Source organism: Allonocardiopsis opalescens (assembly GCF_003002095.1).
Lineage (GTDB): Bacteria > Actinomycetota > Actinomycetes > Streptosporangiales > Streptosporangiaceae > Allonocardiopsis > Allonocardiopsis opalescens.
Genome location: NZ_PVZC01000001.1, coordinates 446,724 through 468,780, shown reverse-complemented (window position 1 = coordinate 468,780; position 22,057 = coordinate 446,724). Strand labels below are relative to the sequence as shown.

1 protein-coding gene is annotated in these 22,057 nt (G+C 77.9%); it reads right to left on the bottom strand.

Annotation, left to right across the window (positions count from 1 at the left end; genetic code table 11):
- Window positions 1-27: 27 nt before the first annotated feature.
- Window positions 28-22,050: a type I polyketide synthase gene (locus CLV72_RS33535; RefSeq protein ID WP_106238012.1), complete on the bottom strand. Its 22,023-nt coding sequence runs from the start codon at window positions 22,048-22,050 to the stop codon at window positions 28-30.
- Between the last annotated feature and the right edge of the window lie 7 nt (window positions 22,051-22,057).

Sequence of the window (22,057 nt, the reverse complement as noted above, 5' to 3'; positions counted from 1 at the left end):
CCGCGCGGCGGACCCCGGCTCCCCCGGCTAGGTGGTGACCGTCCCCAGCCAGTCCTCGATGGCCCCGGCCGTCCGCGCGGACTCCTCCTCGACCATGGAGAAGTGGTCCACGTCGATCTCGGCGACCGCGTCGGCGATCTCCCAGGTGCCCCGCCAGGTGTCGACCGTCTTCTGCCCGCCGGGGCCGACGAACAGGATCGGCGCCGCCAGCTCGGGCAGCTCGCGGTCCTGGAGCAGGCCGATGTACCAGCTCATCGCCGACAGCCGGGCGCTGGTCAGCGGCCCGTAGGACGCCTCCCGGTCCAGCACGCCCTGGACGATGCCCTGCCAGGCGGCGTCGCCAGTGCCCGGCCTGGGCACATGGGTGTCCAGCAGCACCACGGCCGCCGGGGGGACCCCCAGCTCCTCCAGGACGTGCGCGGTGGCGTGCGCGAAGACCCCGCCGCCGGAGTAGCCGACCACCGCGAAGGGCTCGTCGGCGCCCCCGTCGCGGCGGATGCTCTCGGCGAAGCCGCGGGCGACGGTGTCCACCGAGTCCGGCAGCGGCTCGCCGCGGCCGAAGCCGGGCAGCGGCAGCGCCAGGACGTCGCGGACGTCGCGGAAGCCCGCGGCCACCCGGACGAACTGGTGCGCCCCGCCGAAGGCCATCGGCGAGTTGACGCAGTACAGCCGCGGCGCCTTCGGGCCGCTCGCCAGCCGCACCGGCTCCGGTACCCCGCCGGGCTCCTCCGGCGAGGAGTAGCCGGGCCGCAGCAGCGCGACCGAGCGCAGCATGGACAGCGCGGGGACGAAGCGGCCGGCGCCGACCGCCTCGCGGAACAGCGCGCTCAGCGTGTCGGGGCCCTGGTCGGCGGCGTCGGAGCCGCCACCGGCCGGTGCGGCGGCCGCCGGGGCGGCGCCGGGCGGTGCGGCGGGTGCGGACTGCGCGGCCAGGTCCTCGCGCAGCTGGCGGGCCAGGGCGCGCGCGCTGGGCGCGTCGAAGGCGACCGTGGCGGACAGCCGAAGCCCGGTGGCGGCCTTCAGCCCGTTGCGCAGCTCGACCGCGGTCAGCGAGTCGAAGCCCAGCTCCAGGAAGTTGCGCTCGGGCTCGACCGCGTCGGCCGACGCGTGCCCGAGCACCGCCGCCACCTGGGTGCGGACCAGGTCGAGCAGCACCTGTTCGGCCTCGTCCTGCGGCAGCCCGGCGACGCGGCGCCGCAGCGCCTCGGCGTCCGGGCGCTCGGCCGCGCCCGCCGCGCTGCGCCGTCCGGCCGGGACGAGCCCGCGCAGCACCGCGGGCACGCCGTCGGTCCGGGCCCGCAGCGCGGCCAGGTCCAGCCGGGCCGGCATCAGGGCGGCGTCGCCGGCCTCCGCCGAGACGGTGACGGCCGCGTCCAGCAGGGCCAGGCCCTCGGCGGCCGTGAGGGCGCGCTGCCCCCAGCGGCCGATGCGCTGCACGTCGGCCTCGCTGAGGTGCCGGCCCATGCCGTGGCCCTCGCCCCACAGCCCCCAGGCCAGCGAGGTCGCGGGCAGGCCGAGCGAGCGCCGGTGCCGGGCCAGGGCGTCCAGGAAGGTGTTGGCCGCCGCGTAGTTGCCCTGGCCGGGGTTGTCCAGCAGCGTCGAGGTGGACGAGTAGAGCACGAACAGCGCCAGGTCGAGTTCGCGGGTCAGCTCGTGCAGGTGCCAGGCCGCGTCGGCCTTCGGCCGCAGCACCGCCTCCAAGTGCTCAGGGGTGAGGCCGCCGATGACCGCGTTGGCGCTGACCCCGGCGGTGTGCACCACCCCGGTCAGCGGGTGCTCGGCCGGGATCCCGGCCAGCAGCCCGGCCAGCGCCGCCCGGTCGGCGACATCGCAGGCGGCCACGGTGGCCGCCGCCCCGAGCCCCTCCAGTTCGGCGACCAGTTCGGCCGCCCCTTCGGCGGCCGGGCCGCTCCGGCTGACCAGCAGCAGGCGGCGCACGCCGTGCTCGGCGGCCAGGTGGCGGGCTGCCAGGGCGCCCAGCCCGCCGGTGCCGCCGGTGACCAGCACGGTGCCCGACACCGGCCACGGGGGCGCGGCATCGGCCGGCGGCGCCGCCGCCGGGGCGAGCCGGGGCGCCAGCAGCTCCCCGCCGCGCAGCGCCGCCTGCGGTTCACCCGAGCGGGCGGCGGCGATCGCGGCGGCGGCCGCGCCCGTGTCCGGGGCGTCCGGCAGGTCGAGCAGCACGACGCGGTCCGGGCTCTCGGACTGGGCGGCGCGGACCAGGCCCCACACGGGGGCGGCCGCCAGGTCGACGGACTCGGTCCCGTCGGCGTCGACGGCGCCGCGCGTCACCACCACCAGCCGGGCCCCGGCCAGCCGCTCCTCGGCCAGCCAGGACCGCACCGCCGCGAGGCTGTGCCCGAGGTCGGCCCTGACGGCGCCGGGTACCGCCTCGCCGTCCGCCGCGGCGCCGGGCACCTGGTACAGCGCCACGACGTCCGCGGGCAGCTCGCCGGACTCCACCGCCGCGGCCACCGCCGCCGCGTCCGGGTAGGGCCGCACCGAGGGCTCGCCGGCCGCGAGCCCGGACCGGTCCGGCCCCAGCAGCACGCACGGCTCGCCGCCGCGGGCGGCCACGGCGCTCCCGGCGGCCGGGCGCTCCCAGCGCAGCCGGTACAGGGACTCCTGGTGGCCGCCCTGCGCCGCGCGGGCCGCGTCGAGCTGCGCGGACGACACCGGGCGCGCCACCAGCGAGCGCACGGTGGCCACCGGCGCGCCGGTGGCGTCGGCGATCTCCAGCCGCATGCTGGCGGTGCCCGCGCCGGCCTCGGGGCCCGCCCCGGCGCGCACCCGCAGCCGGGCGGCGCCCGCCGCGTGCAGCGACACGCCGTTCCACTCGAAGGGGATCAGCGGCCCGTCGCGCTCGGGGCCGCCGCCGTCCTCGGTCCCGCCGCCCAGGAAGCCGACGTGCAGGGCGGCGTCCAGCAGGGCCGGGTGGACCCCGTACCGGTCCGCCTGCTCGGCCTCGTCCTCGGGCAGCGCCACCTCGGCGAAGAGTTCGCCGTCGTGGTGCCAGGCGGCGCGCAGCCCCTGGAAGACCGGGCCGTAGCCGTAGCCGTCCGCCGCCAGGCGCTCGTACAGGCCGGCCACGTCGATGGGCTCCGCGCCCGGCGGCGGCCATGCCTCGCCCCCGGCGGGCGGCGCCTCGGCGGCCGGGGCGAGCACACCGGTGGCGTGCCGGGTCCAGGCCGGTGCCGGCGCCGATTCTTCGGCGCGCGAGTAGATCCCGAGCGCGCGGCGGCCGTCCGGGCGGGCGGCGTCGACCACGACGCGCAGCGCCACCGCGCCCCGCTCGGGCAGCAGCAGCGGCGCCTCCAGGGTCAGTTCCTCGACCGCGCCGCAGCCGACCTCGTCGCCGGCGCGGACGGCCAGCTCCACGAAGCCGGTCCCGGGGAGCAGCACGGAGCCGACCACGGCGTGGTCGGCCAGCCACGGCTGGGCGTCCAGCGAGAGCCGGCCGGTCAGCACCGCGCCCTCGGACTCGGGGTTGTCCACCACCGCCGCGAGCACCGGGTGGTCCACCGCGCCGAGGCCCGCCGACGCCACGTCGGCGGCGGCCCCGGGGATCTCGTCCAGCCAGAAGCGCTCGCGCTGGAAGGGGTAGCCGGGCAGCTCGACGTGCCGGGTGGCGCGGCCCGCGAACAGGGCGGACCAGTCCACCGGCGCGCCGCGCGTCCACGCCTGGCCGACCGAGGCGAGGAAGCGGTCCGGGCCGCCGTCGTCGCGGCGCAGGGTGCCGACCGCCAGCACGTCGTCGGCGCCGGCGGCCGCGGCGGTCTCCTCGACGGCCATCGTCAGCACCGGGTGCGGGCTCAGCTCCACGAAGACTCGCGCGCCCTGGGCCAGCAGGTCGTGCGTGACCCGCTGGAAGGAGACGGTTTCGCGCAGGTTGGCGTACCAGTATTCGGCGTCCAGGGCGGTGGTGTCGTCCACCACGCCGCCGGTCACGGTGGAGTGGAAGGGCACCGCGGCGGGGCGCGGCCGGATGTCGGCCAGTTCGCGCAGCAGGTCCTCGCGGAGCACCTCCACGTGCGCCGAGTGGGAGGCGTAGTCCACCGGCACCCGCTTGACCCGCACGTCGTCGCGCCTGAGGTCGGCGGCGAGCGCGTCGAGCGCCGCCCCGTCGCCGGAGACGACCACGGAGCCGGCGCCGTTGACGACCGCCACAGAGAGCCCGTCGCCGCGCTCGCGCAGCAGTTCGCGGGCCCGTTCCTCGGGCAGCCCGACCGAGAGCATGCCGCCGCCCAGGCCGGTCAGCCGCTCGGCCACCGCCCGGCTGCGCGCCACCGCGACGCGGGCGCCGTCGTCGAGCGAGAGCGCGCCCGCGACGCAGGCCGCCGCCACCTCGCCCTGGGAGTGGCCCACCACCGCGGCCGGGTGCACGCCCATGGAGCGCCAGGTCTCGGCCAGGGCGACCATGACGGCCCACAGCACCGGCTGCACCACGTCGACGCGGTCGAGGGACGGCGCTCCCTCCGTGCCGCGCAGCACGTCCAGGACCCGCCAGTCGACGTGCCGCTCGACGGCCGCGGCGCACTCGTCCAGCGCCCGCGCGAACTCGGGTGACGCCGATAGCAGGTCCAGCCCCATGCCGAGCCACTGGGAGCCCTGGCCCGGGAAGACGAACACCGTGTCGCCGGGGCCCGTGCCGGTGGTGCCGGTCAGGGCGTCGGCGCTCCGGCGCCCTTCGGCCAGCGCGCGCAGCTCCGCCCGCGCCGCCGCGCCGTCGCGCACCACCACGACCGCGCGGTGCGCCAGCGCCGAGCGGGTGCTGAGGGCGTGCGCCACGTCGAGCGGCCGCGCCTCGGGCAGCTCGGCCAGCCGGTCGGCCAGCCGCGCGGCCTGCGCGCGCAGCGCCTCGGCGGTCTTCGCCGACAGCGGCCAGGGCACCGCCGCCGGCTCGGCGGCACCGGCCGGAGCGGCGTCCTCGGGCTCGGGTTCGGTGCCCGCCTGCTCGATGATGACGTGCGCGTTGGTGCCGCTGATCCCGAAGGAGGAGACCCCGGCGCGGCGGGGGCGGCCCAGGTCCTCCCAGGCGCGGGCCTCGGTCAGCAGCTCCACCGCGCCCTCGGACCAGTCCACCTGCGAGGTCGGGGCCGAGACGTGCAGGGTCTTCGGCATCGTCCCCGCGCGGATGGCCATGACCGTCTTGATGATCCCGGCGACGCCCGCCGCCGCCTGGGTGTGCCCGATGTTGGACTTCAGCGAGCCCAGGTAGAGCGGCCGGCCCTCGGGGCGCTCCTGCCCGTAGGTGGCCAGGAGGGCCTGGGCCTCGATCGGGTCGCCGAGCTTCGTTCCGGTGCCGTGCGCCTCCACCAGGTCCACATCCGCGGGCCCGAGCCCGGCGCCCGCGAGCGCCTGCCGGATCACCCGCATCTGGGAGGGTCCGTTGGGCGCGGTCAGGCCGTTGGACGCCCCGTCCTGATTGATCGCCGAACCGCGCACCACCGCGAGGACGCGGTGGCCCTTGCGGCGCGCGTCCGAGAGCCGCTCCAGCACCAGCACCCCGACGCCCTCACCCCAGGAGGTCCCGGCGGCGTCGTCGGAGAAGGAGCGGCACCGGCCGTCGGCGGCCAGGCCGCGCTGCCGGCTGAACTCGATGAAGGACGCGGGCGTGGCCATGACCGCGACACCGCCCGCCAGCGCGAGCGAGCACTCCCCCGACCGCAGCGCCTGCGCCGCCCAGTGCAGCGCGACCAGGGACGAGGAGCAGGCGGTGTCCACGGTGACGGCCGGGCCCTCCAGGCCGAAGGTGTAGGCCACCCGGCCGGACACCACGCTGCCGCCGCTGCCGCCGCCCGCGTAGTCGTGGTACATCACCCCCGCGAAGACGCCGGTGGGGCTGCCTTTCAGGCCCGCCGGGTCGATGCCGGCGTGCTCGAATGCCTCCCACGAGGTCTCCAGCAGCAGCCGCTGCTGGGGGTCCATGGTCAGCGCCTCGCGCGGGCTGATGCCGAAGAAGCCCGGGTCGAACTCGGCGGCGCCGTACAGGAAGCCGCCCTCGCGCGTGTAGGAGGTCCCCGGCCTGCGGGCGTCGGGGTCGTAGAGGCCGTCCAGGTCCCAGCCCCGGTCGGCCGGGAAGGACGCGATGCCGTCGCCGCCCTGCTCGACCAGCCGCCACAGCTCCTCGGGGCTGCTCACCCCGCCCGGGTAGCGGCAGGCCATCCCGACGATCGCGATCGGCTCGTCCGCCGGCGCCGCCGCCGGCCCGGCCGCCGCGGCCCGGTCCGCGGTCCCCGCCACCTCGGCCAGCAGGTGCTCGGCCAGTACCAGCGGAGTCGGGTGGTCGAAGACCAGGGTCGCCGGCAGGCGCAGCCCCGTCGCCGTGCTGAGGCCGTTGCGGAACTCCACCGCGGTCAGCGAGTCGAAGCCGAGATCCTGGAAGGCCCGGTCGGGCTCGACCCCCTTGGTGTCGGCGTAGCCGAGCACCGCCGCCACCTGCGCCGATACCAGCTCCACCACCGCGGCCCGGCGGCGCGAGGGGTCCAGGCCCGCCAGCCGCTCGGCGAGCGCCGAGCCGCCGGCCGGCGCCGTACCGGCCGCCGCGGCCCGCCGAGCCGGGCGCCCGGCGATCCGGGCCAGCATCCGCGGCGGCTCCCCGGCGGCGCGCAGCGCCGGCAGGTCCCACTTCACCGGCACCAGCAGCGGCTCACCGGCGAGCGCGGCGTCGAACAGCTCCAGGCCCTCGGCCTCGGCCAGCGGCAGCACCCCGCCGCGCGCCATCCGCGCCACATCGCCGCCGTCGAGCCCGCCGGCCATACCGCCGGCCTCCCACAGTCCCCAGGCCAGCGAGACGGCCGGCAGCCCGGCGGCACGGCGGTGCTGGGCCAGGGCGTCCAGGAAGGCGTTGGCCGCCGCGTAATTGGCCTGGCCCGCGCCACCCAGCACACCCGACACCGAGGAGAACAGCACGAACATGCCCAGGTCCAGCTCACGCGTCAGCTCGTGCAGATGCCAGGCCGCCTCCGCCTTGGGCTTGAGCACCGCGTCCAACCGCTCCGGCGTCAGCGCCGAGACGATCCCGTCATCCAGCACTCCCGCCGCATGCACCACCCCGGTCAGCGGCGCGTCCGCCGGGACGGCCGCCAGCAGCGCGGCCAGCGCGGCGCGGTCGGCCACATCGCAGGCCGCCACCCGCACCGACGCGCCCTGGCCCTCCAGCTGCGCGACCAGTTCGGCCGCTCCGGGGGCCTCCGGGCCGCGCCGGCTCACCAGCAGCAGGCTCCGCACCCCGTACTCGGCCACCAGATGCCGCGCCACCAGCGCGCCCAGCCCACCGGTACCACCCGTGACCAGCACCGTTCCCGAGGGGTCCACCGGCCGCTCGGCCGGGGCCGGCCGCGCCGCCGCCAGCCGTGGGACGCGCCACTCCGGGCCGCGGATCGCGGACTGGCCCTCGCCGGAGCCGGCCGCGGCCGGCAGCGCGGCGAGGGGGACGGCCGCGGCGGCCGGGTCGGCGTCCACCAGGACGAAGCGGTCCGGGTGCTCGGCCTGCGCCGACCGGACCAGGCCCCAGGCGGCGGCCGCGCCGAGGTCGGCCACGCCTTCGCCCGGCACCGCCTCGACCGCGCCCCGCGTCACCACCACCAGGCGGGTGTCCGCCAGGCGCTCATCGGCCAGCACCGCGCGCACGGCGGCGAGCACGGCGCCCGCGGCCGCGCGGGCCGCACCGTCCTCCGCCCCGCCCGAGCAGGCGAGCAGCAGCACGGCGGGCACCGGATCGCCCGCGTCGAGACCGGCGCTGAGCGCCGCCGCGTCCGGATAACGGGCGAGCCCGGCGTCCTGGCCGCCCAGGCCGAACGGGTCCGCGCCGAGGAGCGCCGCCCGCACCGGGTCCGGCCCGGTCGGGGCCGGCGCGGCGGCCCACTCCACCCGGTACAGCGCGTCGCGGCGGCCGGCGGACGCGGTCCGCAGCCCTTCGGCCGAGACCGGCCGCACCGCCAGGGAGCCGACCGTGACCACGGGCGCACCGGAGCCGTCGGCCAGCGTGACCGCCATGCCGCCGTCCGCGGCCGGGGCGACCCGGACCCGCACGGCGGCGGCCCCGGTGGCGTGCAGGGCCACATCGGACCAGGCAAAGGGGACGGACGGCGCCTCGGGCGGCGCGCCTTCGTCCTGGCGGACGAAGGCGGCGTGCAGGGCGGCGTCGAGCAGCGCGGGGTGGATGCCGAAGGAGTCGGCGTCGGCGGCGTCGGGAAGCGCGGCCTCGGCGTAGACCTCGCCGCCGCGCCGCCAGGCCGCGCGCAGCCCCCGGAAGGCGGGCCCGTAGCCGAAGCCCGCGTCGGCCAGTCCCTCGTAGAAGCCGGCCAGCTCCACCGGCTCGGCGCCTTCCGGCGGCCACTCCGACAGGCCGGTGTCCGGTGGTCCGGCGGGCGCGGCCGCCGGGAGCAGGGTGCCGGCGGCGTGCCGGACCCAGCCGGTGCCATCGGGGGCGTCCTCCGGCCGCGAGTGGACCGCCACGCCGCGGCGGCCGGCCTCGTCCGGCGCCTCCGCCACCACCTGGATAACGGTGGGGGCCGCCAGCACCAAAGGCGCCTCCAGGGTCAGCTCGGCGAGGGCGCCGCAGCCCACTTCGTCACCGGCCCGGATCGCCAGCTCCACCAGCGCGGTCCCCGGAACCAGCGCGGTGCCGAGCACCTGGTGGTCGGCCAGCCAGGGCTGGGCGTCCGGCGACAGGCGGCCGGTCAGGGTCACCGCGCCGCCGTCCGGCGCCGCCACCACCGCGCCCAGCAGCGGGTGCTCGGCCGGGCGCAGGCCGGCCGAGCCGACCTCACCGGGCCCGGCCGCGTCGAGCCAGTAGCGCTGCCGCTGGAAGGCGTAGGTGGGCAGCTCCACCCGGGCGCCGCCGCGGCCGCCGAGGAAGGGGGTCCAGTCCACCGGCACGCCGTGGGCGTGCAGGGCCGCCAGCGCGGCCACCGCCTGCCGCACCTCGTCGCGGTCGCGGCGGGCGGCCGCCACCACGGCCGCCTGGGCGGCCGCCTCGCCCAGGGTCTCCAGCACCGGGGAGGCGAGCACGCTGTCCGGGCCGACCTCCAGGAAGGAGCGCACGCCCTCGGCGTGCAGGGCGCGCACGCCGTCGGCGAAGCGGACCGCGGCGCGCACGTGCCGGACCCAGTAGTCCGGGGTGGCGATCTCGTCTCCCGCCAGGGCGCCGGACACGTTCGACACCACGGGGATCTCCGGCGGCCGGAAGGACAGGTCCGCGATCGCCGCTTCGAACTCGGCCAGCATCGGGTCCATCAGCGGCGAGTGGAAGGCGTGTGAGACCCGCAGCGGCCGCGTCTTGTGGCCCGCTTCCCCGAGGCGCGCCGCGATATCGGCCACCACGTCACCGGCGCCCGAGACCACCACGGCGGCCGGGCCGTTGACGGCCGCGATCCCGGCCCGGTCCTCCACTCCGGCCAGGAACGGGAGGACCGTGTCCTCCCCGGCCTGGACGGCGAGCATCACGCCGCCGTCCGGGAGCGCCTGCATCAGCCGGCCGCGCGCCGCCACCAGCGCGCAGGCGTCGGCGAGCGGGAGGACCCCGGCGACGTGCGCCGCGCTGATCTCGCCGATCGAGTGGCCCGCGACGAAGTCCGGGGCCGTCCCCCAGGACTCCAGCAGCCGGAACAGCGCCACCTCGAAGGCGAACAGCCCCGCCTGGGTGAACACCGTCCGGTCCAGCAGCCCGGCGGCGTCGGACTCCGGCCCGGCCCACAGCACCTCGCGCAGCGAAGCGGCCCCCGCCTCGCGCAGCGGCTCGGCCAGCAGCCCGTCGAAGCTCTCGCACGCCGCGTCGAAGGCGGCCGCGAACACCGGGAAGGCGGCGTGCAGCCCCCGCCCCATGCCCGCGCGCTGGGACCCTTGCCCGGAGAAGACGAGGCCGAGGCCGCCGGTGCGGACCGCGCCGCGCACCAGGCTCGGATGCGGCTCCCCGGCGGCCAGCGCGCGCAGCCCGTCCAGAGCCTCGGCGCGGTCGGCGGCCAGCACCACGGCCCGGTGGTCCAGCGCCGAGCGGGTTCCGAGCAGCGCCGCCGCGATGTCGGGCAGACCGGTGTCCGCCCGCTCGGCGAGGAAGTCGGCCAGCCGCCCGGCCTGGGCGGCCAGTCCGTGCTCGCCCCGGCCCGACACGGCGACGGGTACCAGGGGGACCGGCGGTTGCGCGGCGTCGTCGGGCGCGTCCGCCGCCCGGGCCGGCTCCTCGGCCGGGGGCTGCTCGATGATGACGTGCGCGTTGGTGCCGCTGATCCCGAAGGACGACACCCCGGCCCGGCGCGGGCGCCCGTCCGCCTCCCAGGGGCGCGGCTCGGCCAGCAGCTCGACCGCACCGGCCGACCAGTCGACCCGGGACGAGGGGACCTCGGCGTGCAGGGTCTTCGGCAGCACCCCGTGCCGCATCGCCTGCACCATCTTGATCACGCCCGCCACCCCGGCGGCCGCCTGCGTGTGCCCGATGTTGGACTTCAGCGAACCGAGGTAGAGCGGGCGTCCCTCGGGGCGCTCCTGGCCATAGGTGGCGATCAGGGCCTGGGCCTCGATCGGGTCGCCCAGGGTGGTGCCGGTCCCGTGCGCCTCGACCGCGTCGACCTGGTCGGGCGTCATCCCGGCACCGGCCAGCGCCTGCCGGATCACCCGCACCTGGGAGGGGCCGTTCGGCGCGGTGATGCCGTTGGAGGCGCCGTCCTGGTTGACGGCCGAGCCGCGTACGACGGCGAGGACCCGGTGGCCGTTGCGGCGGGCGTCCGACAGCCGCTCCAGCACCAGCACGCCGACGCCTTCGGACCAGCCGACCCCGTCGGCAGCGTCGGCGAAGGACCGGCACCGCCCGTCGGCCGAGAGTCCGCGCTGCCGGCTGAACTCCACGAACGACGCCGGGGTGGCCATCACCGTCACACCGCCCGCCAGCGCGAGGGAGCACTCCCCCGACCGCAGCGCCTGCGACGCCAGGTGCAGGGCGACCAGCGAGGACGAGCAGGCGGTGTCCACGGTCACCGCCGGGCCTTCGAGGCCGAAGGTGTAGGAGACCCGGCCGGAGACCATATTGCCGCCGCCGCCCGCGTTCCCGGCGTAGTCGTGGTACATCACCCCGGCGAAGACGCCGGTGGGGCTGCCCTTGAGCCCGGCGGGGTCGATCCCGGCCCGTTCGAATGCCTCCCAGGAGGTCTCCAGCAGCAGCCGCTGCTGCGGGTCCATGTACCGGGCCTCGCCGGGGCTGATCCCGAAGAAGTCCGGGTCGAACTCGGCCGCGTCGTACAGGAAGCCGCCCTCGCGCGTGTAGGAGGTGTCGGCGCGTTCGCCGGACGGGTCGTAGAGCCGGTGCAGGTCCCAGCCCCGGTCGGCCGGGAACAGCGCGATGCCGTCGCCCCCTTCGGCGACCAGCCGCCACAGCTCCTCCGGGCTGCTCACCCCGCCCGGGTAGCGGCAGGCCATGCCCACGATCGCGATCGGCTCGTCCACCGGGCCCGCGGCCGGGAGCGACGCGTCCCGCCGCACCGCGCCGGCCGCCTCGGCGAGCAGGTGGTCGGCCAGCGCCAGGGGCGTCGGGTAGTCGAAGACCAGGGTCGCCGGCAGGCGCAGCCCGGTCGCCGTGCTGAGGCCGTTGCGGAACTCCACCGCGGTCAGCGAGTCGAAGCCGAGATCCTGGAAGGCGCGGCCGGGTTCGACCGCCTCGGCGTCGGCGTGGCCGAGCACCGCCGCGGCCTGCGCCCGCACCAGTTCCACCACGACACCGCGGCGGCGGGCCGCCTCCACCCCCGCCAGGCGCTCCGCCAGCACCGAGCCGCCCGCGGACCGGACGGCCCCCGCCGCCGACCGCCGCGCCGGGCGGCCCACCAGCCTGCTCAGGGTCCGGGGCGGCTCGCCGCCGGACCGCAGCAGCGCCAGGTCCCACTTCACCGGCGCCAGCACGGCCTCAGCACGCCCGATGGCCGCGTCCAGCAGGGCCAGGCCCTCGGCGTCGGACAGCGGGAGCACCCCGCCGCGCGCCATCCGGGAGCGGTCGGCCGTGCCGAGCCCGCCGCCCATCCCGCCCTCCCGCTCCCACAGACCCCAGGCCAGTGAGACGGCGGGCAGGCCGGCGGCGCGCCGGTGCTGGGCGAGGGCGTCCAGGAAGGCGTTGGCCGCCGCGTAATTGGCCTGGCCCGCACCGCCCAGCACACCCGACACCGAGGAGAACAGCACGAACATGCCGAGATCCAGGTCCCGCGTCAGCTCGTGCAGGTGCCAGGCGGCGTCCGCCTTGGGCTTGAGCACCGCGTCCAGCCGCTCCGGCGTCAGCGCCGAGACGATCCCGTCATCCAGCACCCCCGCCGCGTGCACCATCCCGGTCAGCGGCAGGTCCGCTGGTACACCGGCCAGCAGTCCGGCGACCGCCGCGCGGTCGGCCACATCGCAGGCCGCCACCCGCACCGACGCGCCCAGCGCCTCAAGTTCCGCCACCAGCTCGGCCGCGCCCGGCGCATCCGGGCCGCGCCGGCTCACCAGCAGCAGGCTCCGCACCCCGTACTCGGCCACCAGATGCCGCGCCACCAGCGCGCCCAGCCCACCGGTACCACCCGTGACCAGCACCGAGCCCGCCGCCAGCCGCTCCCGCGCGGCGGCGGAGCCGGCCGCCTCGGCGGCCCGCACCCGGGTCAGCCGTGGTACGTACAGCCGTTCGCTCCGGACGGCCGCCTCGGGCTCGCCGGAGCCGACGGCCGCCGCCAGCGCCGACGCCGGCGCGTCCGCGTCCAGGTCCACCAGGGCGAAGCGGTCCGGGTGCTCGGCCCGCGCGGCCCGGACCAGGCCCCACACCGCGGCGGCGCCGACATCGGCCACCCCCTCGCCCGGCACCGCCTCGACCGCGCCCCGCGTCACCACCACCAGCCGCGACCCGGCCAGGCGCTCATCGGCCAGCATCTCGCGCACCGCGGCGAGCGCACCGCGGGCCAGCGCGCCCGCCGCCTCCGCCGCGTCCGGCGCTGCCGGATCCGAGGCGCACGGCAGCAGCAGCACGTCGGGCACCGCGGCGCCCGCGTCCACCGCCGCGGCCAGCGCGGACGGGTCCGGGTAGGTATCGGCGCCGTCGGGCCGGGCCGGGAAGGCGCCGCCGGTGAGCACGGCGGTCCGGCCCGGCAGCGGGCGGGAGGCGGCCGGGGCCGCCTCCCAGTCCAGCCGGTACAGCGCGTCGCGGAGTCCGGCCGTCACGGCGGCCGCGCCCTCGTCGGCGAGCGGCCGGACCGCCAGCGAGCGCACCACCGCCACGGGCGCGCCGGAGGGGTCGGCCAGCCGCAGCTCGGTCCCGCCGGGCCCCGACACGCTCAGCCGCACCCGCAGGGCGGCGGCCCCGCCGGCCAGCAACTCCACTCCGGACCAGGCGAACGGGACCGCGGGCCCGTCGCCGCCGTCGCCGGCCGCCAGCCCCGCGTGCAGGGCGGCGTCGAGCAGCGCCGGGTGCAGGCCGTAGCCGGCGGCGTCCTCGGCCGCCTGCTCCGGCAGCGCCACCTCGGCGAAGACCTCGTCGCCGCGCCGCCACACGGCGCGGAGCCCCTGGAAGGCGGGCCCGTAGGCCAGGCCGATCCCGGCCAGTTCCGGGTAGAGCCCGTCCAGCGCGATCGGCTCGGCCCCCTCGGGCGGCCAGGCCGCGAACTCGAAGTCCTCGGCGTCCTCCGGCGGCGCGGCGGCCAGCACGCCCGAGGCGTGCCGGGTCCACGGTGTGCCGGGGGCGGCGCCGTCCGGGCGGGAGTGGACGCGGACCCGGTAGCGGTCGGCCGCCGGCCCCTCGGGCTCGGCCACGACCTGGACCGCGAGCCCGGTGTGCTCGGGCACCGGCAGCGGCGCCTCCAGGGTCAGCTCGTCCAGCACCGGGCAGCCGACCTCGTCGCCCGCCCGGATCGCCAGCTCCACCAGCGCGGTCCCCGGCACCAGCACGGTGCCCAGCACCTCGTGGTCGGCCAGCCACGGCTGGGTGTCGCGGGCGAGCCGGCCGGTGAGGGTGACGGTGCCGCTGTCGGGATCGGCCAGCACCGCGCCGAGCAGCGGGTGGTCGGCGCTGCCCTGGCCCAGTCGGACGGCGTCGCCCGCCACGGTGGTGACGGCGGAGTCCACCCAGTAGCGCTGCCGCTGGAAGGCGTAGGTGGGCAGCTCCACCCGGGCCGGGCGCGCGGGCAGCAGCGCCGCCCAGCCGACCGGTGTCCCGTGGGCGTGCAGGCCCGCCAGGGCGGTGACCGCCTGGCGCACCTCGTCGCGGTCGCGGCGCGAAGCCGCGGCGAAGACCGCTTCGGCGTCCTCGGCCAGGTTCGCGGGCCCCATGGCCGCCAGCACGCTGTCCGGACCGATCTCCAGGAAGGTGCGCACGCCCTGGGCGTCCAGGGTGCGCACGCCGTCGCCGAAGCGGACCGCGGCACGCACGTGCCGGACCCAGTAGTCCGGGGTGGCGATCTCGTCCCCGGCCAGGCCGCCGGACACGTTCGACACCACGGGGACGGTCGGCGCCTGGAAGCGCAGATCCGCGATCACGGCCTCGAACTCGGCCAGCATCGGGTCCATCAGCGGCGAGTGGAAGGCGTGCGAGACCCGCAGCGGCCGCGTCTTGTGGCCCGCCTCGGCCAGCCGCGCCGCCACGGCGGCCACGGCCTCGCCCGCCCCGGAGACCACGACCGAGGCCGGGCCGTTGACGGCCGCGATCCCGGCCCGGTCCTCGACACCGGCCAGGAACGGGAGGACCGCGTCCTCCCCCGCCTGGACGGCGAGCATCACGCCGCCCGCCGGGAGCGCCTGCATCAGCCGGCCCCGGGCCGCGACCAGCACGCACGCGTCCGCCAGCGGCAGCACGCCCGCGACGTGCGCCGCGCTGATCTCGCCGATGGAGTGCCCGGCGACGAAATCGGGCGCGACACCCCAGGACTCGAACAACCGGAACAGCGCCACCTCGAAGGCGAACAGCCCCGCCTGGGTGTAGAGCGTCTGGTCCAGCAGCCCGGCGGCGGCGGACTCCGGATCGGCCCACAGCACCTCGCGCAGCGACGCGGCGCCCGCCTCGCGCAGCGGCTCGGCCAGCAGCCCGTCCAAGCTCTCGCATGCCTGATCGAAGGCGGCCGCGAACACCGGGAAGGCGGCGTGCAGCTCCCGCCCCATCCCGAGCCGCTGCGAACCCTGCCCGGAGAACAGCACGCCAAGGCCGCCCGGCCGGGCCACGCCCCGCACCAGGCCGGGATGCGGCTCGCCCGCCGCCAGCGCGCGCAGCCCGTCCACGGCTTCGGCGCGGTCGGCGGCCAGCACCACGGCCCGGTGGTCCAGCGCCGAGCGCGTCCCGACCAGCGCCGCCGCCACGTCGGGCAGCCGGGCGTCGTCGCGGGTGTCCAGGAAGTCGGCCAGCCGCCCGGCCTGGGCCGCCAGCCCGCGCTCGCCCCGGCCCGACACCGCCACCGGGACGACCGGCGCGCCCGGCTCCTCGGCCGGGTCGTCCGCCGCGTCGTCCGCCGGTGCCTGCTCGATGATGACGTGCGCGTTCGTGCCGCTGATCCCGAAGGACGACACCCCGGCCCGGCGCGGATGACCGGCCGGCTCCCACGGACGGGGCTCGGTCAGCAGCTCCACCGCGCCCGCCGACCAGTCCACCTGCGTGCTGGGCGCGTCCGCGTGCAGGGTCCTCGGCATCACGCCCTTGCGCATGGCCATCACGGCCTTGATCACGCCGCCCACTCCGGCCGCCGCCTGGGCGTGCCCGATGTTGGACTTGAGCGAGCCGAGATACAGCGGCCGGTCATCGGGCCGGTCCTGCCCGTAGGTGGCCAGGAGGGCCTGGGCCTCGATCGGGTCACCGAGCTTGGTGCCGGTGCCGTGCGCCTCCACCAGATCCACGTCCGCGGGCGCGATCCCGGCGCCCGCGAGCGCCTGCCGGATCACCCGCACCTGGGACGGGCCGTTGGGCGCGGTCAGCCCGTTGGAGGCGCCGTCCTGGTTGACCGCGCTGCCCCGCACCACCGCGAGCACCTGGTGCCCGTTGCGGCGCGCGTCCGACAGCCGCTCCAGCACCAGCACCCCGACGCCCTCCGACCAGCCCACGCCATCGGCCGCGTCCGAGAAGGACTTGCACCGCCCGTCCGCCGCCAGCCCGCGCTGGCGGCTGAACTCCACGAAGGAGTCGGGGGTGGCCATCACGGTGACGCCGCCCGCCAGGGCCAGCGAGCACTCGCCCGAGCGAAGGGCCTGCGCCGCCCAGTGCAGCGCGACCAGGGAGGAGGAGCAGGCGGTGTCCACGGTGACGGCCGGGCCCTCCAGGCCGAAGGTGTAGGCCACCCGGCCGGACACGACGCTGCCGCCGCTGCTGCTGTAGGCGTAGTCGTGGTACATCACCCCGGCGAAGACGCCTGTCGGACTGCCCTTGAGCCCGGCGGGGTCGATGCCCGCCCGTTCGAAGGCCTCCCACGAGGTCTCCAGCAGCAGCCGCTGCTGGGGATCCATGAACCGGGCCTCGCCGGGGCTGATGCCGAAGAAGTCGGGGTCGAAGTCGGCGGCGTCGTGCAGGAAGCCGCCCTCGCGGGTCAGCGAGGTGCCCTCCCGCTCGCCTGAGGGATCGAACAGCCGGTGCAGGTCCCAGCCGCGGTCGGCCGGGAACAGCGAGACGCCGTCACCACCCTCGGCCACCAGGCGCCACAGGTCCTCGGGGCTGCTCACCCCGCCCGGGTAGCGGCAGGCCATCCCGACGATCGCGATCGGCTCGTCCACCGCGGCCGCGGAGGGCAGCGGTTCGGCGCGCTCGACGTCGCCGTCGACCTCGGCCAGCAGGTGCTCGGCCAGGGCCAGCGGGGTCGGGTAGTCGAAGACCAGGGTCGCCGGCAGGCGCAGCCCGGTCGCCTTGCCCAGCCCGTTGCGGAACTCCACCGCGGTCAGCGAGTCGAAGCCCAGGTCCTGGAAGGCCCGGCCGGGTTCCACGCCCTTGGCGTCGGCGTAGCCCAGCACCGCCGCCACCTGCGCCGCCACCAGCTCCACCACCGCGGCCCGGCGGCGCGAGGGGTCCACCCCCGCCAGCCGCTCCGCGAGCGGCGAGCCGCCGCCCGCGGCAGCGGCCGCCCGGCGCGCCGGGCGGCCGACCAGGCCGCGCATGATCGGGGGCACCTCGTCGGCACCGGCCCGCCGCAGCAGCTCCAGGTCCCACTTGACCGGGGCCAGCACCGGTTCGTCGCGGCCTGCGGCGGTGTCGAAGAGTTCCAGGCCCTCGGTGTCGGACAGGCCGAGCAGGCCGTCCCGTGTCATCCGGGCGCGCTCGTCCGCGCCGAGCCCGCCGCCCATGCCGCCGGTCTGCTCCCACAGCCCCCAGGCCAGCGAGACGGCGGGCAGCCCGGCGGCGCGGCGGTGCTGGGCCAGGCCGTCCAGGAAGGCGTTGGCCGCGGCGTAGTTGGCCTGGGCGGCGCCGCCGACCAGGCCCGACACCGAGGAGAAGAGCACGAACATGCCCAGGTCCAGCTCACGCGTCAGCTCGTGCAGGTGCCAGGCCGCCTCCGCCTTGGGCCGCAGCACCGCGTCCAGCCGCTCCGGGGTCAGCGCGGTGACGACTCCGTCGTCGAGTACGCCCGCCGTGTGCACCACGCCCGTCAGCGGCGCCTCGGCCGGGACGGTGGCCAGCAGCGCGCGCAGCGCCTCCCGGTCCGACACGTCGCAGGCCGCCACCCGCACCGAGGCACCCGACGCCTCCAGCTCCGCGACCAGTTCGGCCGCGCCCGGCGCCTCGGCACCGCGCCGGCTCACCAGCAGCAGGCCGCGCACCCCGTGCTCGGCCACCAGATGCCGCGCCACCAGCGCGCCCAGCCCACCGGTACCACCCGTGACCAGCACCGTCCCCGACGCCGGCCGCTCCGGCGCCGGACCGTCCGCGACGGCCGCCCGGCCCAGCCTCGGCACCAGCAGCCGCCCCCCGCGCACCGCCGCCTGCGGCTCACCCGCGGCCAGCACCGCCGCCGGCGCTCCGCCCGCCGGGCCCTCGCCGTCCGCGATGTCCACCAGCACGAAGCGGTCCGGGTGCTCGGCCTGCGCGGCCCGTACCAGGCCCCAGACGGCGGCCCCGCCGACATCGGCCACCCCCTCGCCCGGCACCGCCTCGACCGCGCCCCGCGTCACCACCACCAGCCGCGACCCGGCCAGGCGCTCATCGGCCAGCAACTCGTGCACCGCGGCCAGGGCCCGGCGGGTGAGGATGCGGGCCGCCGCCGCGGCGTCCGCCGCCGGGTCCGCGACGCACGGCAGCAGCACCGCCGCGGGCGCCGGCGCCCCCGCCGCCACGGCGGCGCCCAGCGCGGACGCGTCCGGATAGGCGCCGGCGCCGCCGAGCAGCTCCGCCGGCTCCGGCCGCCCGCCGCCCAGCAGCGCAAGGCTGATCGCGGCGGCCGGCTCCGCCGTCGCGGGACCGGCCGGCGTCCACCGCAGGTCGAACAGCGTGTCGTGCCGGCCGCCCGCCGAGCTGCGCGCCGCCGCCAGTTGCCCGGCCGCCACCGGCCGCGCCACCAGCGAGCGCACGGCGGCGACCGGGGCGCCGGAGGGGTCGGCCAGCCAGACCTCGACCCCGTCGGTCCCCGTACCGGCCAGCCGCACCCGCAGGCTGCTCGCCCCGCCGGCGAACAGCTCCACTCCCGACCAGGCGAACGGGACGGAGGGGCCGGCCGCCCCGTCGTCGTCGGCGCGGAGGAAGCCGCCGTGCAGGGCGGCGTCCAGCAGGGCCGGGTCGATGCCGAAGGCGCCGGTGCCGTCGTCGCTCCGCTCCGGCAGCGCGACCTCGGCGAACAGCTCGTCGCCGCGCCGCCAGGCGGCGCGCAGCCCCTGGAAGGCCGGCCCGTAGGACAGGCCGACGTCCACCAGTTCCCGGTAGAAGCCGTCGACGGCCACCGGCTCGGCGCCCTCCGGCGGCCACACCGACAGGTCCGGTGCGCTCCCGCCGGGACGGGCGGCGGTGAGGAAGCCGGTGGCGTGCCGGGTCCAGACGCCCTCCATCCGGCCGCCGTCGCCGCAGGAGTAGATCTCGACCGGCCGGCGGCCCAGCTCGTCGGCGGCGCCGACGGCGACCCGCAGGTCGGTGCCGCCGCCGTCGTCCAGCACCAGGGGCGCCTGGAGGGTCAGCTCGTCCACCACCGGGCAGCCGGCCTCGTCGCCGGCCCGGATCGCCAGCTCGACCAGGGCGGCGCCCGGGACCAGCACGGTGCCGAGGACCTGGTGGTCGGCGAGCCAGGGGTGGGTGTCCAGCGAGATCCGGCCGGTCAGCACGACGGAGTCGGTCACCGGGAGGGAGACGACCGCGCCCAGCAGGGGGTGGTCGGCGGCGGCCTGGCCGAGCCGGGCCGCGTCGGCCGCCCCGGTGCCGCCGGTGGAGTTCAGCCAGTAGCGCTGCCGCTGGAAGGCGTAGGTGGGCAGCTCGACCCGGCCGCCGGTGCGGCCGGTGAGGAAGGGGGTCCAGTCCACCCGCGCGCCGTGGGCGTGCAGCGCCGCGAGCGCGGCCGCGGCCTGGCGCACCTCGTCGCGGTCGCGGCGCGCCGCCGGGACGAACAGCGCCTCGGCGTCCTCGGGCAGGTTCGCCCGGCCCATGGCGGTGAGCACGCTGTCCGGGCCGATCTCCAGGAAGGAGCGCACGCCCCGGCCGTAGAGGCTGCCGACACCGGCGCCGAAGCGGACCGCGGCCCGCACGTGCCGCACCCAGTAGTCCGGGCTCGCGATCTCCGCCCCGGCGGGCTCCCCCGTCACATTGGAGACCACCGGGATCTCCGGCGGCTGGAAGGACAGGCCGGCGATCGCGGCGGCGAACTCGGCCAGCATCGGTTCCATCAGCGGCGAGTGGAAGGCGTGCGAGACCCGCAGCGGCCGCGTCTTGTGCCCGGCGTCGCGCAGCCGGGCCGCGGCGGTGTCGACGGCGTCACGTGCGCCGGAGACCACCACCGACGCGGGGCCGTTCACCGCGGCGATCCCGACCCGGTCCTCGACACCGGACAGGAAGGGGAGCACGGTCTCCTCGGCCGCCTGGACCGCGACCATCACACCGCCGGACGGGAGCGCCTGCATCAGCCGGCCCCGCGCCGCCACCAGGGCGCACGCGTCGGGCAGGGAGAGCACCCCGGCGACATGCGCGGCGCTGATCTCGCCGATGGAGTGGCCCGCCAGGAAGTCCGGGCGCACGCCCCAGGACTCGGCCAGCCGGAACAGCGCCACCTCGAAGGCGAACAGCCCCGCCTGGGTGTAGAGGGTCTGGTCCAGCAGCTCCGCCCGCTCCTCGCCGGGCTCCGCCCACAGCACCGCGCGCAGCGAAGCGGCGCCCGCCTCGCGCAGCGGCTCGGCCAGCAGACCGTCCAGCAGGCCGCACACCTCGTCGAAGGCGGCGGCGAACACCGGGAAGGCGGCGTGCAGCTCCCGGCCCATCCCGGGCCGCTGCGAGCCCTGCCCGGAGAACAGCACCCCCAGGCCGCCGGAGCGGGCGTGCCCCCGCACCACGGACGGATGCGGCTCCCCGGCGGCCAGTGCGCGCAGCCCCGCCACGGCCTCGGCGCGGTCGGCGGCCACCACCACGGCCCGGTGGTCCAGCGCCGCACGCGTCTCCACCAGCGCCGCCGCGGCATCGCGCGGATCGGCCTCGCCGCGGTGCTCGAAGAAGGCGGCCAGCCGCCCGGCCTGGGCGGCCAGCCCGCGCTCGCCCCGGCCCGACACCACGACGGGCAGCAGCGGCGCCGGGGCGCCGGGCGCCGCCGGCTCGGCGGCCGGCTCCTCGGCGGGCGCCTGCTCCACGATGATGTGCGCGTTGGTGCCGCTGATGCCGAAGGACGACACCGCCGCCCGCCTCGGGTGCGGCCCCGCCTCCCACGGCCGCGCCTCGGTCAGCAGCCGCACGGCGCCGGCCGCCCAGTCCACCTGCGAGGACGGCGCGTCCACGTGCAGGGTCTTGGGCATCGTCCCGCTGCGCATGGCCATCACGGCCTTGATCACGCCGCCGACCCCGGCGGCGGCCTGGGCGTGCCCGATATTGGACTTCAGCGAACCCAGGTAGAGCGGACGGCCCTCCGGGCGCTCCTGCCCGTAGGTCGCCAGGAGCGCCTGCGCCTCGATGGGGTCGCCCAGCGTGGTGCCGGTGCCGTGCGCCTCCACCAGGTCGACCTGGTCGGCCGAGATCCGCGCGCTGGCCAGCGCCTGCCGGATCACCCGGACCTGGGACGGGCCGTTGGGCGCGGTCAGCCCGTTGGAGGCGCCGTCCTGGTTGACGGCCGAGCCGCGCACGACGGCGAGGACCTGGTGGCCGTTGCGGCGGGCGTCGGACAGCCGCTCCAGCACCAGGACGCCGACGCCCTCCGACCAGCCCACGCCGTCGGCCGCGTCCGAGAAGGACTTGCACCGCCCGTCCGCCGCCAGGCCCCGCTGCCGGCTGAACTCCACGAACATCTCGGGGGTGGCCATCACGGTGACGCCGCCCGCCAGCGCCAGCGAGCACTCGCCGTTGCGCAGCGACTGGATCGCCAGGTGCGCCGCGACGAGGGAGGACGAGCAGGCGGTGTCCACCGTCACCGCGGGCCCTTCGAGGCCGAGGGTGTAGGCGACCCGGCCTGACACGACGCTGCCGCCGCTGCTGCTGTAGGCGTAGTCGTGGTACATCACCCCGGCGAAGACGCCGGTCGGGCTGCCCTTCAGGCCCGACGGGTCGATCCCGGCCCGCTCCAGCGCCTCCCAGCCGCTCTCCAGCAGCAGCCGCTGCTGCGGGTCCATGAAGCGCGCCTCGCCCGGGCTGATCCCGAAGAAGTCCGGGTCGAACTCCGCCGCGTCGTACAGGAAGCCGCCCTCGCGGGTCAGCGAGGTTCCCTCCCGCTCGCCGGTCGGGTCGTAGAGCCGGTGCAGGTCCCAGCCCCGGTCGGCCGGGAAGGGCGCCACCGCGTCCGTGCCCTCGGCCACCAGCCGCCACAGGTCCTCGGGGCTGCTCACCCCGCCCGGGTAGCGGCAGGCCATCCCCACGATCGCGATCGGCTCGCGCAGGGCCGCGGTGAGCTTCCTGTTCCGCTCGCGCAGCCTCTCGGCCTCCTTGAGCGACGTGCGGAGCGCCTCGACAATGCGTTCGTCGGACTTGCCCATCCCGGCC

What these genes read in the sequence shown, in the direction of transcription:
- CLV72_RS33535 (WP_106238012.1), bottom strand. Translation starts at nt 22,050, where the DNA reads ATGGGCAAGTCCGACGAACGCATTGTCGAGGCGCTCCGCACGTCGCTC.